Origin of the sequence: Paenibacillus glycanilyticus, assembly GCF_023715145.1 — a bacterium.
GTDB classification, from domain to species: domain Bacteria; phylum Bacillota; class Bacilli; order Paenibacillales; family Paenibacillaceae; genus Pristimantibacillus; species Pristimantibacillus glycanilyticus_A.
Genome location: NZ_JAMBNP010000007.1, coordinates 102,366 through 119,362, shown reverse-complemented (window position 1 = coordinate 119,362; position 16,997 = coordinate 102,366). Strand labels below are relative to the sequence as shown.

Below are 16,997 nucleotides of genomic sequence, written 5' to 3'. Positions count from 1 at the left end.
ACTCTCCTATTTATTTATATAAACTCCATTTCGGCATAAACCATCAGTAAGTTTAGACTAAATACCTAATTTACCTTAATAACATATCCCTAAAAGAAAGGCCGGCAGTCCTTCAGTTCAAGGAATGCCGGCCTAATCGTGTCTTACTTCACATTGTCGTCCAGTGCTTTAACGAAATGCTCGTTGCCGTCCGATGTGCGTGTAGCTTCGTGGCTTCTTGTTGCTTCTTCGACTTGACCAAACGCCCAGTTGCTCTTCTTAACATCCGGGAAGGATGGCTCTACGTCCGTCAGCGGTCCTCTGTACAGGAGGCGGTTGATCAGCGTTACGGCTTCAAGACGCACGATGTCTTTGCCCGGTTGGAACGTGCCATCCGGGTAACCCGTTGTCAGACCGTTGCGGAACAAGGCCTCGATCGCTGCGCTGGACCAGCGTCCATCGCTGTCGCCGAATTGCGGAGTAATTGGCATGGATGTCTCAAGCTTCAGGTAGCGGACCATAACCGTAGCCAATTCCTCGCGGGTAACCGGTTGATTCGGACGGAAGGTGCCGTCTGCAAAGCCTTTGAAGATGCCGCTGTCCGTTACGATTCGGATATAACCGCTAGCCCATTGGGTAGAAGGCACATCCTTGAAATCGGCTTTCAGCGTTGTCGAGCCGCCGTTCAGGAGGCGTGCGATAATGGCCGCAAGCTCCGCGCGGGTCAGCTTCTGGCTTGGTTTGAATTTGCCGTCAGGGAAGCCGAGAATGTAGCGTTGATGCTTCACTGTCTCGTTTCCGGTTTTGAACAGCAATACTTTAACGGATGCTTTTGCCGCTTCAGGGTTTAGCAGCTCTTGGCTGGCTTTGCCTTCAACGGAGATCGTCACGAGAAGCTCTGTCTCCTTAATGGACGGATACTTCACTTCTACATTGCGGACGCCTTTGTCTCCGACATTGAGATCCCCAACATTCCAGGTCACTTTATTGCCTTCAACCTTGCCGCCGTCGGCCTTGGTTACCGTTGTGCCTTCCGGAAGAGTCAGCGTAACGGTTGCGCCGGTTGCTTGTTTCGTACCGTTGTTCAGGTACTCTACTTTGATCTTGCCTGCCGTATTTTCTTCCTGTCTGTCTTTGTCTACCGATACGTTAACAACGACGTTAGGTTTACCGGCAGGTGTAACAGCCGCCTTGGACATTTGGATATCGTGGCGGACAATCGCAAACTCGACAGGGATCGTTGGGCTCGTATAAGTGACGTAGCCTGGAGCCGTTGCAACGATGTAGTAATCGGTTGTCGGGTAGACCATGTACGCGTATTTGCCGCCGTCTTTACTTGTCTGCGGGTTCGCGTTGTCGCTTGGAGCAAAGCCTACGATTTCAGGAAGCTTAACTTCCGTGCCAGGCGTATTGCCGTTAGTAATATTGCGCGGCGTGTTTGCGTAATACAATTTTACGGTTGCGCCGTCAATGGCAGCATGGGTGTTGTTGTCGGTAATGTCGCCATACGGGTCAATGAGCTCGTTAAGAATGTTCATTTCGCCGTTCGCCGCCAGCTTGATTGTCGGAAGCGTACCGTTGTTGTCTAATGCGTTAATGATAATGTCTTTAAAGCCGCCGTGCTCTGCATCCGGAACCTTGAAGATGATTGCGATCTGATATTCCGTATTCCGTTCAAGGCCGGGAATATTGAATACGCCGTCTTTCAAAGGTGCGGAGAATTCTTTATGATCCGGTGCCGGACCAATCAGCTTCACGGTTACCTGATTCATGAATTCCTGTTTAAGCGTGTCGTTCTGACCGGTTGGAAGCTTTTGCGTAAGGAGGCCGGTAATTGTTTTGGTCGATTCGAAAACTTCGCCGGCGTTTCCGCTTACCGCGCCAACCTCAACGGTTTGCTTGAAGGAAACCTCTTTGGTTTGGCCGCCTACTTGAACGGTCTTGATCACTTCAATATTGTAGCTTTCGTCACCGCGCGGAACAGCGATGCTGTACTTGCCGTCTGCGTCGGTAACGGCTTCGGCCGCGAAGTCGATAACGCCGTCGCCGTCAAAGTCTTTCGTGATTTTCACGACTGCGCCCGCAACGATGGTGCGCGTACCGTTATCCGTTGTAGCTACAACGCCCGTAACGGAAGCAGGCTCAAATGTGATAATGATTTGCTCTTTGGCATAAATGCTGCGTTCTACGTCATTTGCCGTAGCGGTTACCGGAACGCTTTGCGATAAAATACCTTCGATCTTGGACGATTGGTATTGAATCGTTGCTTTGCCTGCCGCATCCGTTACCGCTGTTGGGGAACCGCCAAGGAAGGTTCCGAGCGATGCGGAGAACGTGATGTTGACGTCTTTGAGCGGTTTGCCGTCCATATCAGTCAGGACAGCTGTCAGCTTCGAGATCGTATGTCCGTCACCGACGATGGAGCTAGGGTTAGCCGTCAGCTTCAGAATATATTTCACAAGCTCAAAGTTCTGGTGAATCGTTGTCTCAGCAGCTTGTCCCGGCAGGGCGTTAATCACTTGGTTACGCGTTGCATAACCTTGCTTCTCTACAACAATCAGGTAATGCTCGGTACGGACATTCGGGAAGCTGTAGTAGCCGGAAGCATTTGTTGTTGTATCCGTTACTTTGTTTGTTCCCGTTGGATCGTACAAGGTAACCTTTGCTCCTTCGATAGGAGCTTGGGAATTGTGATCCTTAACCGTTCCGTCAATAGATACGGCACGGACTACGGTAAAGTTATTGTTTTGCAGCTTGGAAGCCGGTTCAGCCGGCAATGCAGTTTCACCCTTTGAAGCAGTGAAGGTTACCGCGTGAGCGCCGCTTGCCGCTTCTGCGGGAAGGCGATACTGCACATTTTCCCATTTTTTGAATCCGTCTGTTAAGTATGTCTCTTCATTAGCAAGTGTTAGAGTCAACGTATCGTTCTCGGTGCCGTTGTCCGGACCGTCGAAGTCGAAGGCTGCTTTAACTGCTGTTGCCGAAATATCCGTAATGGCGGAGATTTTCAGCGGTTTGTTAGGTGCAACAGTCCATTCGGAATTGTCCGTTACGCTGCGGTCGCCAACCCATCCGTCGAGAAGACGAACCGTAATGGAAATCTCAGCGGTATTGGAGTCCAAAGAACCGTCATTTGCTTTAAAGGTAAAGCTGTCCGTGCTGCCATAACCGGCGGTAGGCGTATACGTGTAAGTGCCGTCGTTGTTAATAACAACCGTACCATGCGCCGGCTGGGTCACAACCGAGAAGGTAAGGGAGTCGCCATCAACGTCTTGGGCGATAAAGCTGTCCGTCACGCTGGAGCCGGAATCAACAACAGCAGTGTCATTAGATGCGGTTGGCGCATCATTCACGGCGGTAACCGTAATGTCCACCTTCGCTGGCGCAGAATCCGCGGTACCGTCATTTGCTTTGAAGGTGAAGCTGTCCGGGCCGTTATAGTTCGGATCCGGTGTATACGTATAAGTGCCGTTCGGATTTAATACCACAGTGCCGTGCTCGGGCTCTGTCACGATAACGTAGGTTGGCGTTGTACCATCTACGTCACCGCCGGTTACCGTGCCGGTTACCGGTTGATCCTCAGGTGTTGTGTTGCTGCCCGCATCAGCGGTTGGCGCATCGTTTACAGGCGTTACGGTAATGCTGACAGTCGCTTCAGGAGAATCCAGCTGTCCGTCGTTCGCTGTAAAGGTGAAGCTGTCAGGACCGTTGTAATTCGGGTTTGGCGTGTAAGTAAACGTACCGTCTTGGTTAAAAGTAATCGTGCCGTGATCCGGCTCATTCACAAGCGTATAGGTCAAGGAATCACCGTCTACATCGCTTGCTTTTACTTTGTCGCTCACTTGCTTATCTTCTGCCGTGGTAACTGAGCTATTCTCCGAGCCAGGCGCATCGTTCACCGGAGTGACCGTGATGTCGACTTTAGCTGGGGAAGAATCCGCCGAACCGTCGTTTGCTTTAAAGGTAAAGCTGTCCGGGCCGTTGTAATTAGGATCCGGCGTATACGTGTAAGTACCGTCCGGGTTCAAAATAACCGTACCATGCTCAGGTTCCGTTACAAGGGTATAAGTCAGCGTGTTGTTTTCCACGTCTTGTCCCGTAACCGTACCGGATACCGGCGTATCTTCGGTTGTTGTTTTAGTTCCGGCGTCCGCAACCGGCGCGTCATTTACCGGAGTTACGGTAATCGTAACGGTGCCGGTGGACTTGCCGCCATGTCCGTCGTTGGCTTCAAAGGTGAAGGTATCCTCGCCGTTAAAGTTTGGATCCGGCGTGTACGTATAAGTACCGTCCGGGTTCAAGGTCAACGTACCATGCTCAGGCGCGGTTACAACCGTATAAGTGATGGTGTCGTTATCCGCGTCGTTAGCGGATACGGAATTATTAATCGGTGTATCTTCGTTTGTCGTAACGCCGCTGTTAACCGCCGAAGGGTCATCGTTCACCGGCGTAACCGTGATTGTAACGGTAGCCGGAGCGGAGTCAAGGGATCCGTCATTGGCTTTGAACGTAAAGCTGTCGGAGCCGTTAAAATCCTTATCCGGCGTATACGTATAAGTACCGTCCGGATTAAACGCCAGCGTACCGTGTTCAGGCTCGGTGACAAGGACATAAGTCAGCGTGCTGCTGTCAATATCCTGGCCGGTTACGCTGCCGCTTACCGCAGTGTCTTCCGCTGTTGTCTTGCTTGAAGCATCAGCTGTTGGCGCATCGTTTACGGCCGTAATTGTGATGCTGATCGATGCCGTATTCGAATCTTCCGACCCGTCATTGGCTTTGAACGTAAAGCTGTCCGGGCCATTGTAGTTGGCATCAGGCGTGTAGGTGAACGTGCCGTTCGAATTCATGGTTACATCGCCATGGGAAGGCTGGCCGACTACCGAGTATTGAAGGGAATCTCCGTCACTATCCGTTGCCAACGCGCTGCCGTCAAGAGGTTTGTCTTCCTCGGTTTGCAGGGTGTCATTTTGAGCGACAGGAGCTTCATTCACTTCATTAATCGTGATGGTTACAGTAGCGGGAGCCGAGTCCAGTGCTCCGTCGTTAGCTACAAAAGTAAAGCTGTCCGATCCGGAGTAATTGTGATTTGGCGTGTACGTATAAGTACCATCGATATTAAATACGACCGTACCATTAACAGGAACTGTATCAAGGCTATAAGTAAGTGACGTACCTTCAACATCCTGTCCTGTTACCGTTCCGCTTACAGCTATATTCTCGTCAGTTATTTTGCTCGAGTTATTCGCAGTAGGCGCATCGTTAACTGCGTTAATCGTCAGGTTAACGGTTGCGACATTGGAGTCGGCTTTGCCGTCATTGGCTTTAAACGTAAAGCTGTCCGTGCCATTGTAGTTGGCATTTGGCGTGTACGTGAACGTGCCGTCTGCATTCATGACGACCGTACCGTTTACAGGCGCGGTAACAAGCGTATAGGTTAACGTGTTGTTATCGGCATCCGTTGCGGATACCGCACCGTTAACCGGCGTATCTTCATTTGTGCTTTCACTGCCATCCTGTGCAACCGGTGCAGCATTAGGCGCCGCTGTTACGGTGATGGTGACGGTAGCCTTATTAGACTCGTCAGTGCCATCATGGGCTGTGAAGGTAAAAGTATCTGTTCCGATGAAGTCGTCGTCAGGCGTGTACGTGTAAGTGCCGGCGATTCCATCGAACTGAAGATTGCCATGCTGCGGTAAATCGGCTTCTTGGAATAGCAATAAATCCTGATCGATGTCCGTTGCCGTTACTGTGCCATCGACCGGAGTTCCTTCCAATGTGCTGGTGCTGGAATTATTCGCGACTGGCGCGTCATTAACCGGATTAACCGTTAGAGTTACCGTAGCTGCACTGGAGTTCAGCGCCACATCATTTACCTTGTAAGTAAAGCTGTCCGGACCGTTGTAGTTCGCATTTGGCGTATATGTAAAAGATCCGTTGGCGTTTAAAGTGATAGTGCCGTGCATTGGAGCAGTGACAAGCGAATAGATAATGGAGTCACCGTCAATATCGCTGCCTTTATCGCTCAGAGATTTGTTAAATACGGTATCTTCGTCGCCCGAGAAAGATGCATCCTCGGCAACAGGTGCCGTATTTACTTTATTCGTTGTATCCGTTGCCGTCTTGGCCGGATTGCCTTGTGCATTAACCGTATCCGCTGCTACGGTGATCGTCCCGTACTTCAGATCGGAGAAATCGAGCTGAACGGAGTATTTCCCGTCTGACCCAACGGTTGTTGCATAATTTCGTTCGGTGCCCGTGGAATCTTTAACCGTAAGAGTAACCGGCTGTCCGGTTCCAGCGTTGGAAGAACCGGAAACCTTAACTGAACCAACGTTATCCTGACCCGCGGTTAGTTTTCCGTCTCCGCCGTCATCGATTGTAACGTCGATAGTAGGAGAGGCTCCGTTGTCTACTTGTACCGGAGTAGTGAACGTACCGCCCGGAGCACCAAAGTTGATGGAGAACTGACGCTCGCTCAGAACGCTGGTGTTGCCGGTAACAAGATCCAAGCCGCTGATTGGCGCGGTATAGTTGACGATAACCGATGCCGTGTTCTCGAAGGTGGTGCCGTTGAGGGAAGAGTTTCTTCCTGCGAACTTGGTTCTGCCATTGGATCCGGCACCAATCACAAGCTGTGTAGGATTATTCACAGAATAGCTCGCAAAGCCGGACATTTCGACAAATTCCTTAGCTGATGAGCTACTTCCGTCAATGTCAATGACCGTCACAAAGAAATTTTTGATTGAAACCGGATCGCCGGTTGCTTGATCAATAAAGTCAAAGTGGAAGGTCAGATAACCGTTGTTTTGGGTCGTCGTTACCCATGGATTGAAACGGTCATTCAGATTTGTGACGTTATTGTCCAGCGTATTGGTTGCCAAGGAGGCATTGTTTGTTTCCTTGATTGTCACCTTGGCATCAATTGTAATACCGTCCCTAGTAATCACGTTCGTGTACTTGTAGACGGCGTCCTTTATCCCGGCCTGGCCGGAAATCAAGGTATAGTTGGTGAAATTCATCGCATTGCTCTTGATGTCAACAACATTTACTGCGGCTTTGGTGGCAGTTGGATGCGTGACTGCGAGCATAACGCCTAGTACAAGAAGCAATAGGGCAATTCTCGTAAAGGCCGATGTTCGAGCCAACATAGACTCACTTCCTTTCTTCTATTATAGTAAACACTCGTTGCGTCAAATTTTAGGAACAAAGTCCCTTGATATTCGACACCAAACTAGTACTAAATAACTATAATAGACAGCAGTCGACAGCGTCAACTGAAATTTTGCTAGTTTTATCCAGTTTTTAAGGGGTGTAAGGCATCCCTTAATTTGGAATAAAAATTAATTCAAATAGATAAAATGGACCGTTTGATGCTGTGTGGGAAATATAGGAATACATGTTGCGTATTCAGTTGGAATATAGACAGAAGTAGCTTGTGATCAAGGGATTTATTGCAAGTAACATTCCTGTATGAATAGGTTAATTATTGCTCTCTTGCTAGGAAATATTTTTGTGATAAAGGAGAATGAGGAAGAGATTTCGCACCATTGAAGAACCGTCAATGCCAAAGCAAGACAAGAGAAGAGGGAATTGATCCTCCGGCAAGCGGTGAAGATTTTTCCTGAATACGGCTTTTCCGGAACCACCTTTACCTTATATCATGAAGCAGCCGAAAAGGCTGGATCCGCTTAACCGGCGTCTCGTCTGGGATATTATCGTGGAGCAGAATAGAAAGGGCGCGACCATTGTTCTCGTAACCCATAACGTGCTCGAAGCGGAGAGAGTGGTTGACCGTGTCGCTTTTATCAATTACGGCAGACTGTTGGAGATAGACGGGGCTTTAACGCGCTGGGGCAGGAAATTTCTTGACAAAAGCATGCAGGCTACTTCACCTTCTATTCCTCTCTTCCTATCTCCAAAGCGATATTTGTCGTAACCCAGCTCGTGCGAGGACTAATGACTGATCTTCCTTCCGTCATCATTATGGCGTTTATCGGTCTGCTCGTATACGGCATCCAGCTTCATTATGAGTGGGGACTTGTCCCGATTTTTCTGCTGGCCGTTCTAAGCATGGTTGGGATCGGAGCAGGAATCGGGTTCTGGTCCCCGGATCATCAAATGACCAATATGCTTGTGCAGGGATCGATGATGTTCGTCGGGTTCCTGTCGCCGGTCATGATGGAAGAGAGCCAGCTGTCGCCGATTTTAAGGTATATCCGATATATTTTCCCAACGACTTATTCGGCCTCTGCCTTACGGGAGATGTTGACCAATGGGTGGACACCGGCAGTGACGGTTGATGTTCTGGTTCTGATCGGCTTTATTATCGTTTCTTTCGTGTTTATTTCGCGGATGATCAGCTGGCGGGCTGCCGACTAGCCTGGACATAACAAGACCGCTTCCCTGGCAGGGAAGCGGTCTTTGGCCTATTCGTTTTTTGGCATGCCGGAATGATACAATGTTCTACTGTAAGGAAAGGCAGGAGGATAAGTAATATGTCAACGATTGTGTTAAGAGAAGCGGGGCTTAGCGACCTTCAGGATTTGGCCTGGCTGTTCGAGGAGCTGATGGAGGTACCTTCCAACATAGAAGTGATGAGCAGGCAATTACAGAAGGTAACGGAAGATAACCATTATTTCCTTGCTGCTGCTTGTGACGGAGACAAGGTTATAGGAACAGCGATGGGGATCGAGTGTTATGACCTGGTCGGGGATTGTCATCCGTTTCTGGTGGTAGAGAATGTTGTGGTCAGCCCGGACTATAGAGGACAAGGCATCGGCAAAATGCTGATGCAGAAGCTCGAGCAATTTGCGGAAGAACGCGGCTGCAGCTACATCATTTTCGTCTCGAGCGGCTACCGGGAGAAAGCGCATCAGTTCTATCGTGCGCTGGGCTACTCCAGCGATAACCAGGGCTTTAAGAAGAAGCTGAGGGAATTGGGTTAAAAGGGGATTTTAAAGGCAGCCTCGCGATTAGACACCCATTCAAGCTTTCCGTGCGGCGATTCGCGCCGGGTTCGAAGAAATTTCTTCCGAAGGCAAGGAGGCGCTGCAGGGAAGGATGAAGCTGATGCTCTCTGTTCCGGAGCTTCACGCGGCTTTGCTGCTCCAGCTTAATGATACGCTGAAGCTGTTCGCAGCCATTGTGTCCGAGCGCACGGGACATCCGGAGAATGACTTCGAGGTGCTTACGTTCTCGGGCGCGGTATTAGGGGCTGTCATGTCCGTGCAGCTGTATTGTCTAGAGCATGACGACGCTAATTTTTTCGATAAAATCGATGAAGCATTAGCGCAATTGGACACGGGATTATTGTTGGGAAAATAACTGCAGAAGAGCCGGCTGCCCCTCAGCCGGCTCTTTTTTTAGAAGCATTATCCATATAAAGGCCAAGAATTCGCCGGCGAAGCCGTTTCAATCATTCTTGGAAAAGGTATTGATTTTTACCAAATTCGGCATTCTAGATAAATCACGGATAACAGAACAATCTTATAATGAGAAGATGGCTTCATATTGTCAGGAGGTGTTGATGGTTGCCGATGTACCGCAAGCTGGTGCCAACGGTGCTAAAGGTCGCTGTCTTGGCCATCATCGTCGTATTTATCGTTCGCAATATTCCGCTGAAGCTGGAGGATCTTACGTCTTTCCTGGTACATGCGAACAGCCGGTTTTACCTGTCCTTGCTCTTATTCTCGGTTTTTCTGATGCTTCAAGCCGGTATTTGGGTGTTAATCGTCAATGCCTCCTTATCCGATACCGGAAGGTTTAGCGGCAGCACGAGACTTTCGATGCTTCATGGACTTCGCATATTTATTGAAACCCAGTTCGGCAAATACATTCCGGGAGGATTCTGGAACGTTGCTGGACGAATTGTCATGGCGACCAAAGCGGGAGTGCCGCTGGATGCCCAATTCGCCGCGATCGTGTACGAGAATATTCTGCTTATTGCGGCGGCCCTGGTCTACGCTTTAATGCTGATTATTAGTCTGCATATTGTTCCGATCTGGGTAGGGCTGCTGCTGGTTGCCGTGTTTCTGCTTATCTATTGGTTCTATGCTCCGCTTACGGAGCTGGTCAAAGGCTTGTTCGTCCGAGCCTCGAGATGGAGATTTCTGCAGCGGATGATCGGGAAAATGACAAAGTCGTTTGGCGGGGGGGAGATGGCCGGCTCGGAGGTCAGTCTTACCCGAAATCAGTTTTTTGCTTATTTGGCCTGCTTTCTCGGCAGCCATTTCATCATGGGAATTGCTTTCTGGATGCTGACTAATAGCTTTGATAAAGGGAAGATAGGTTTGTTTTATGCCGCGGGGACGTTTGCAACCTCCTGGCTCCTTGGGCTTGTGAGTCCTCTGCCCGGCGGGCTTGGCGTAAGGGAAGGATTCCTGGTGTATTTCCTGTCCATGAAGCTTGGGACGGAGACGGCGCTTCAGATCTCGGTTATTGCCCGGTTGTGGAACATTATGGCGGAGGTATTGTTCTGGGCGGTTATTAAGGGAGTATGCTATCTTTCGCGAGGGGAGAAGGTATATGAAACGTAGGAAGATCGTTTTGGTCGCGGGGGTATTTCCGCCGGGTGTCGGAGGCATGCAGAATTACTATTACAATTTGTCCAAACATACCAAGCACGAAATGACGGTTATCGCTCCGGAATATCCGGACTGTGCATTATTTGATGAGGGGCAGCCTTATCGAATTGTGAGGGGCGCGTTCTTGCGAGGGGAACGAGCGGATGTCTTCAGTTGGGGCCGATTGTTCCGTCAGGTTAAGAGAACGCTGCGAAGCGAGGAGCCTGATGTAACGGTATACGGTTATGTGTTAATCGGCTTTATTGGACTGTTGTTCCGGATGTTTGGAGGACGCCGTTATATCATTTCAGCCCATGGCATGGATATGCTGATGTTCCGCCGCTATATCGGGCTTAATCGGATTGTGAAGCTTATACTGCGCAAGGCGGACGGGGTGCTGGTCAATAGCGAATTCACAAGGCAGCTGGTGGAGGATTATGGGGTAGAGGCCGGCAGAATCGGCATTGTTCATCCCGGTGTGGAAAGCTTGTTCGAGCCAAAGCCGGCGGATGAGGAATTAAGGAGAGAGCACGGACTGGAAGGGAAATACGTTCTTCTGTCGGTAGGACGGCTGGTTACGCGCAAAGGCCATGATCGGGTGATTGAAGCGCTGCCTGCCATTGTGCGCCATATCCCGAATGCGGTCTATGTGATAGTGGGAGATGGACCGGATCGCGACAGACTGGAGCAGCTGGCCTTGACGGCAGGCGTGTCGGGCAGGGTCCGCTTCGTGGGCGGAGTAAGCGGAACGGAACGGCTGAACGATTATTACAATCTGGCGAATCAGTTCATTATGGTAAGCCGGCAGCTGGAAAAAGGCGATGCCGAAGGGTTCGGCATCGTCTATCTGGAGGCAGCCTCCGCCCGCGTGCCGGTAATCGCCGGCCGCTCCGGAGGTGCCTCGGAAGCGGTGCTGGACGGTGTGACCGGTCTTCTTGTGGAGCCCGAATCGCTTATGGCGATTACGGATGCGGTTGTAAGGCTCGCAAGCGATACGCCGCTGCGCGAGCGGCTGGTGCGCGAGGGATATAAACGCGCGAAGCTGCAGTTCCAGCATGACGCGCTCGCTGAAGTGTTCGATCAATATGCGGGGCGCATCTGCTCCAGTCCGGCTGCGGCAAGCTATAAGCGGGCGGGAAAAAGCGCGGTTGAGCGGATGCGCTCCTAATGAGATGGAAAAACGCTGTAAGGCCGGTAAGGTGAACCGGCTTTACAGCGTTTTTTGTTTTAGCGGGAAGGTTCCTTCTTCAGGCGGTGAAGAAGCCATACCGTGAAGCTGATCAGCCCAACGATTCCGCCCGCGAAGCTTACTCCGGGCCAGCCCCACTCATGCCAAGCGTAGCTTCCGACGGAAGAGCCGATGGCTCCCCCGAGGAAAGTGGTCACCATCTGAACCGTGTTCAGACGGCTGCGTGCCGGTGGCTCCAGCGCATAGATACGCGTCTGGTTGGCGACCTGCGTGCCTTGTACGCCAAGATCCAGTAAGATAACGCCAATAATTAGCGCCCATAGCATACTGCCAAGCAGGCCAAAGAGCAAATAAGCGATAATGTTCAAGGAGATTAAGGCGCCAATCATCCACTTGGTGGGGATACGGTCGGCCAGTCTGCCAACGAAGGGAGCGCCTAACGCGCCGGCCGCGCCAATGAGGCCAAATAAGCCCGCGATCTGGCTGCTGTAATGATAAGGCTCGCCTTCGACATAGAAGGATAATGCCGTCCAGAATATACTGAAGGCTGCAAAATTGGCTGCGCCAATAAGTGCGGATTCTCGGAGTGTCGCGTATTTTCTCACGAGCCTTCCCATCGAGACCAACAGCTCGCCGTATCGCAGCTCGGCTGCCGCGCGGCTGACGGGAAGCTTCATCCGGAGCAGCAGGAGCAGAGCGAGCATAGCTGCTGCGGCGAGCGCGTACATAAATCTCCATCCCCACGTTCCGCCGATTAGGCCGGATACGGTCCGGGTAAGCAGGATGCCAAGCAGCAGGCCGCTGGTTACGGTGCCGACAGCTTTACCCTGCTCACCGGGAGCAGCGAGTGTAGCTGCAAGCGGAATAAGTATTTGCGGCACGATGGTCGTGAGACCAACAGCAAAGCTTGCGATAAACATCCAGGCGAGGTTTTGCGCGGTAGCTACGCCAATCAGGGAAAGGCAGACCAGGGAAAGCAGGACCGTGATAAGTCCTTTGCGTTCCTTGATATCCCCAAGCGGGACAAACAGGAACATGCCCAGCGCGTAGCCGATTTGGGTGCAGGTGGAGACAAAGCCAACCTCATCGGGAGCAACGCCGAAGGATCGGCCAATATCCGCAAGCAGAGGTTGATTGTAATATAAATTCGCCACGGTCATGCCGGCGGTGAAAGCCATCAGAAGCAGCAGTCCTTTGGACAGCGTTCCTTTGGCAGCCGGCGAGGCAGGAGAGTGAAGCGTATGAACGGATGACATGATGACGGTTCCTTTCGGGCAAGCGTATTAGTTTTAAGGCTCGGTCTTAACGATTTTACCTGTATTTTTGCTGATGTAAAGCTTTAAGGAGTCCTTGTCTTTGTCATCGTTAGGGAACAAGCAGCATAATGCATAGCCAGATTCATTATAGCATGGTACTATTTGGATACAACTGGAAACTAACAAGTATCAGGAGGCCGGCGTAGTGATTTATTTCGGAATAGTTATTCTAGGTTCCATTTTTGTTATACTTCTCTATCGGATTTTCCGATATAGACTAACCAAGTACAATCGGGAAAATGTTGGCTTAAGTATGATATCTGCCTTGCAGATTGTTATTTTTCACAGGGAGTACATTCATTCTGTTACCGTGTATATCCTTCTAGTCTCTGCTGCACTGATCTTAATGGCATTGTTCCTCTATGGTCTATTGTTTAAAAGAAGCCCTATAGATGAAGAACCGTTCCATCGCTGATGGTCCGGTTCTTGCTTAACGATGCCGCGCATCGTTAAGGTCGAGCAAAAGGCGATAAAATGGCCTAAAGCAAGCATATGCAGACTGCTTAACGATGCCGCACATCGTTAAGCAGATAAATAAGTAGCTAGTTAGCGACCTTAACGATGCCGTACATCGTTAAGGTCGAACAATAGACGCCAAAATGGCGGAAAGCGAGCATACTCAGACTGCTTAACGATGCTGTACATCGTCAAGCTGATAAAAAGCAGTTGGTTAGCGACCTTAACGATGCCCAGCATCGTTAAGAGCAAGCAAAAGTCGCCAAAGTGGCCAGACGCTAGCATATTCAGGTTGTTTAACGATGCCGCGCATCGTTAAGCTCAAAAAAAAGCAGCTAGTTAGCGACCTTAACGATGCCGTACATCGTTAAGGTCGAGCAAAAGGTGCCAAAGTGGCCAAAAGCGAGCATATACAGACTGCTTAACGATGCTGTACATTGTTAAGCTCATAAATAAGTAGCTAGTTAGTGACCTTAACGATGCCGCGCATCGTTAAGATCGAGCAAAAAGGCGCCAAAGTGGCCAAAAGCGAGCATATACAGACTGCTTAACGATGCCGCGCATCGTTAAGCTCATAAAAAAGCAGCTATTTACGACCTTAACGATGCCTCGCATCGTTAGGGCAGCCGAGTGCCCTTGGGCTGCCGGCCGGCAACCCAAACAAAAGAAGCAGTCTCCAGCCAACAGGCTTGGGACTGCTTTGCTATACGCCGGCGTTATAATGGGTAACCCGGTTCCTGCCGTTATTTTTCGAGAGATAAAGCGCTTGGTCGGCCTGCTGCAGAAGCGACAGCCCGCTTTCTCCTGCACGGAACGTTGCTGCGCCAATACTGACGGTGATCCTCAAGTCCCCGAGCGGAGTAGTCTCCGTGGCCGACCGGTACCGTTCCGCCGCAGCCAGCGCTTGCCCCTGATTCAGCCCCGGCAGTAAAATAACAAATTCCTCGCCGCCAAAGCGGGCGACAACCGTATTGCCGGCAGACTGTTCCTGCAGCAATTGGGCAAGCCGGGTCAGGACTAGGTCGCCGACGGGGTGGCCATAGGTATCGTTAATGCTTTTGAAACGGTCAATATCGATAATGCAAAGCGACAATGCTGCTCCCGACTGCTCCGATAATGCCGTATACTTCTCCAGCTGTTCCTGGAAAAATCGGCGGTTCCGCAGGCCCGTTAATGGATCGGTCGAGGCGAGAGTCTCAAGCCTAACGTTTAGTTCAAGCAGCTCCTGCTGCTTTTTCTCGTACCTGGCATGCAGCAGCTCCAGCCTGTGATTGGCTTCGTTCGTCTCCTGATACAAAGCCTCCAGCTGCTGCTTAGTCTTCATAATATCCTTCTCATGCTCAATCCGCTTCCGCATCTCGAGAGCAACGCAGTCGATCACCGCATTGCCGTCACGGATGCGCCGGATCCCATTTAACAAAACGGGCAGATCCTTGCCGTCTTTGGTCCGGAAAGTGAGATACATCTCGTTCACTTGGCCGTAAAGCTGGATATAGGGATAGAAATAGGTATGGAAAAACATTCTATTCGCCAAGGACATCGCGGACTCAATATGCCGCTCAAGCAATTCCTCACGGTCATAACCCAGCATCGTTAACAATGTCTGATTAACCGTATGAATTAGTCCCTTGTCCGTTATGGAGAAATAACCGCAAGGTGCCTCGTTTAACAGGATATCCATTCAAATGCTGCCTTTCTTCGTTTTATTAGGAGATGGTCAGATAGTCCTTAATGCATTGCGTTGTTTCTTCCGGATGACTGAGATGCGGATAATGGCCAGTTGCCTTCATATGCCGAAGCGTGCTGTTCTTGAGCTGCGCGTGCAAGTAATCCCCAACCTCCGGAGGCGAGATGCTGTCATCCGTACATTGCAGAATAAGCGTCGGGGTAGTTGCAGCGTTCAGCTCGGACCGGCAGTCGGACAAGAACGTTACCTCGGCGAACTGCCTGGCGATATGCGGATCTCTGGAGCAGAAGCTCTTCTCCAGCTCGGCAGACAATTCTCCGCGGTCCTGATTTTGCATCGCGATAGGAGCAAGGTAGCTTGCCCAGCCGATAAAGTTCATCTGCATCATCTGCAGCAGTTCGTCAATTTCGTTGCGGTCAAAGCCTCCGTAATAGCTTGGAAGATCATTAACGTAACGGGGAGAAGCTCCAAGCATAACAATCCGCCGAAAATATTTAGATTCCCTTATCGAAGCAAGCATGCCAATCATGCCGCTGACCGAATGGCCGACGAATATGGCATCCTCCATCTGGAGCGATTCCATAACATCGAGCACATCCTCGGCATAGCCGTTCAAGCTGTTATATTTGTCGGAGCTGTAATAGTTAATTTGGGAAGCGCCTGAGCCGACGTAGTCGAATAGAACAATCCGATAATCTTGTTCGAAGTAGGGAACCATGTGGCGCCACATATCCTGGTCGCAGCCAAAACCGTGCGCAAACACGATAGGCTGCTTGCCATGGCCGAACACCTTCACATTATTGCGCGCGAGAATATCTGCATTCATAGATAATCTCCTCCCTTAAGAGAAGTGAAATACTATGAACATTATATCGGATTATTCGAGAATAGGGATGAACTTTTGTTGATTTGTGTCGAATTTACTAGAGGATTAGGAGGTTGTGTTCCGGTGCTTTCGCAGTTGAATCGGAGTCAGCTGACTGAAGGATTTGAACTCCTTCATGAAATGGGACTGGTCGAAATATCCGCCCTCCATGGCTACGTCCGTCAAGGAAGAAGCGCCTCTTACGATGCCGCTAAGAGCGCGTTGGAACCGGATAATGCGGTTGTACAGCTTGGGGGAAATGCCGAGGGACTGCTCGAATTTCGTGCGGATATATCGCTCGGAGTAACCGGTATCCTCGGCGAGGTCCCGAATCGTAACGCTGCCGTTCGAACGCTGCATCGACGTGAGGCAGTAATCAATGATCTGAATGGAGCGGACATCGCCTGCCAGAATCGGCATGCAGGATTTCTCGAAGCAGGCGATCCGATCGGAGAAGCGGGGACGCTCCGCAATCAGGGTGCCCATGTCTTTGTATTTCGTCAGAGACTCCTCGAACGGGGCTTGAACCTCAATGACTTCCTTTAAAGGCAGATCCGGCAGCAGCAGACTAAGTCTGGCAGACAGTCTTACTCCGAAATAAACGGTATTCGGCTTGAAAAAAAGCTCCTTGCCCTGCAGCACGGTGCCGCATACTCTGGCGGTAGGCTGCGCGGGATCGCAGCAGAAGAGAAGGTCGACACAACCGTCCGGCACGACGCGAATCATCCGCTCGGAAGCATCGGTCGTGAATTGATAATAGATGACGGGCTGCCCGTTATAAAAGATTTTCCGCTCTATGTAACCTGTTGTCTCCCATTCAAAGCCGTATTGAATGCCGCTAATGAGTTCCTCCGCCATCATTGTCCGTTCCTCCCGCAAGCCTGATATGCGTACAACAATAGCAAAGGCTTTGCTCTTTCGTCAATGAATTTAAGTTATATTT

At 50.6% G+C, this 16,997-nt stretch carries 10 protein-coding genes and 1 pseudogene; 6 read left to right on the top strand and 5 right to left on the bottom strand.

The genetic code is table 11. The annotated features are described in order from the left end of the window. Window positions 1-143 precede the first annotated feature (143 nt). Window positions 144-7,127 (bottom strand): Ig-like domain-containing protein, encoded by a 6,984-nt coding sequence (locus M3194_RS19785; RefSeq protein ID WP_251655808.1) that lies wholly within the window; start codon window positions 7,125-7,127, stop codon window positions 144-146. A gap of 527 nt (window positions 7,128-7,654) precedes the next feature. On the opposite strand from M3194_RS19785, the pseudogene M3194_RS19780 reads away from it, so the two are divergent. From M3194_RS19780 to M3194_RS19755, 6 genes and pseudogenes are all read left to right on the top strand, one after another. Beyond that, window positions 7,655-7,813 (top strand): annotated as a pseudogene (locus tag M3194_RS19780) (ABC transporter ATP-binding protein); the annotation flags it as partial. Window positions 7,814-7,935: 122 nt separating this feature from the next. Beyond that, complete coding sequence (locus tag M3194_RS19775) at window positions 7,936-8,358, top strand: ABC transporter permease (RefSeq protein ID WP_251655807.1); 423 nt, start codon at window positions 7,936-7,938, stop codon at window positions 8,356-8,358. A gap of 116 nt (window positions 8,359-8,474) precedes the next feature. Then, window positions 8,475-8,924 carry a GNAT family N-acetyltransferase gene (locus M3194_RS19770; RefSeq protein ID WP_251655806.1) on the top strand — a complete coding sequence of 150 codons (450 nt, stop codon included), beginning with the start codon at window positions 8,475-8,477 and terminating at the stop codon, window positions 8,922-8,924. Window positions 8,925-8,961: 37 nt separating this feature from the next. Then, window positions 8,962-9,303: an acyl-CoA-like ligand-binding transcription factor gene (locus tag M3194_RS19765; RefSeq protein WP_311291545.1), complete on the top strand. Its 342-nt coding sequence runs from the start codon at window positions 8,962-8,964 to the stop codon at window positions 9,301-9,303. A 212-nt stretch (window positions 9,304-9,515) separates the two neighbouring features. After that, window positions 9,516-10,514, top strand: a complete 999-nt coding sequence (locus tag M3194_RS19760) for a lysylphosphatidylglycerol synthase domain-containing protein (protein ID WP_251655984.1) — start codon at window positions 9,516-9,518, stop codon at window positions 10,512-10,514. Beyond that, the gene (locus M3194_RS19755) at window positions 10,504-11,709 is read left to right on the top strand and encodes a glycosyltransferase family 4 protein (RefSeq protein ID WP_251655805.1); all 1,206 of its coding nucleotides are present in this window, start codon (window positions 10,504-10,506) and stop codon (window positions 11,707-11,709) included. Before M3194_RS19760 ends, M3194_RS19755 begins: the two co-directional genes overlap by 11 nt. A 59-nt stretch (window positions 11,710-11,768) precedes the next feature. Here the strand turns inward: M3194_RS19755 and M3194_RS19750 are convergent, their stop codons facing one another. The 4 genes from M3194_RS19750 to M3194_RS19735 form a co-directional block, all read right to left on the bottom strand. Further along, window positions 11,769-12,986, bottom strand: a complete 1,218-nt coding sequence (locus M3194_RS19750) for an MFS transporter (protein WP_251655804.1) — start codon at window positions 12,984-12,986, stop codon at window positions 11,769-11,771. Window positions 12,987-14,205: 1,219 nt separating this feature from the next. Then, a complete protein-coding gene (locus M3194_RS19745; RefSeq protein WP_251655803.1) occupies window positions 14,206-15,183 on the bottom strand; it encodes a sensor domain-containing diguanylate cyclase in 978 nt (325 codons plus the stop codon). A gap of 25 nt (window positions 15,184-15,208) precedes the next feature. Continuing rightward, complete coding sequence (locus tag M3194_RS19740) at window positions 15,209-16,015, bottom strand: alpha/beta fold hydrolase (protein WP_251655802.1); 807 nt, start codon at window positions 16,013-16,015, stop codon at window positions 15,209-15,211. A 105-nt stretch (window positions 16,016-16,120) separates the two neighbouring features. Continuing rightward, window positions 16,121-16,915: a helix-turn-helix transcriptional regulator gene (locus M3194_RS19735; protein ID WP_251655801.1), complete on the bottom strand. Its 795-nt coding sequence runs from the start codon at window positions 16,913-16,915 to the stop codon at window positions 16,121-16,123. Window positions 16,916-16,997: the final 82 nt, after the last annotated feature.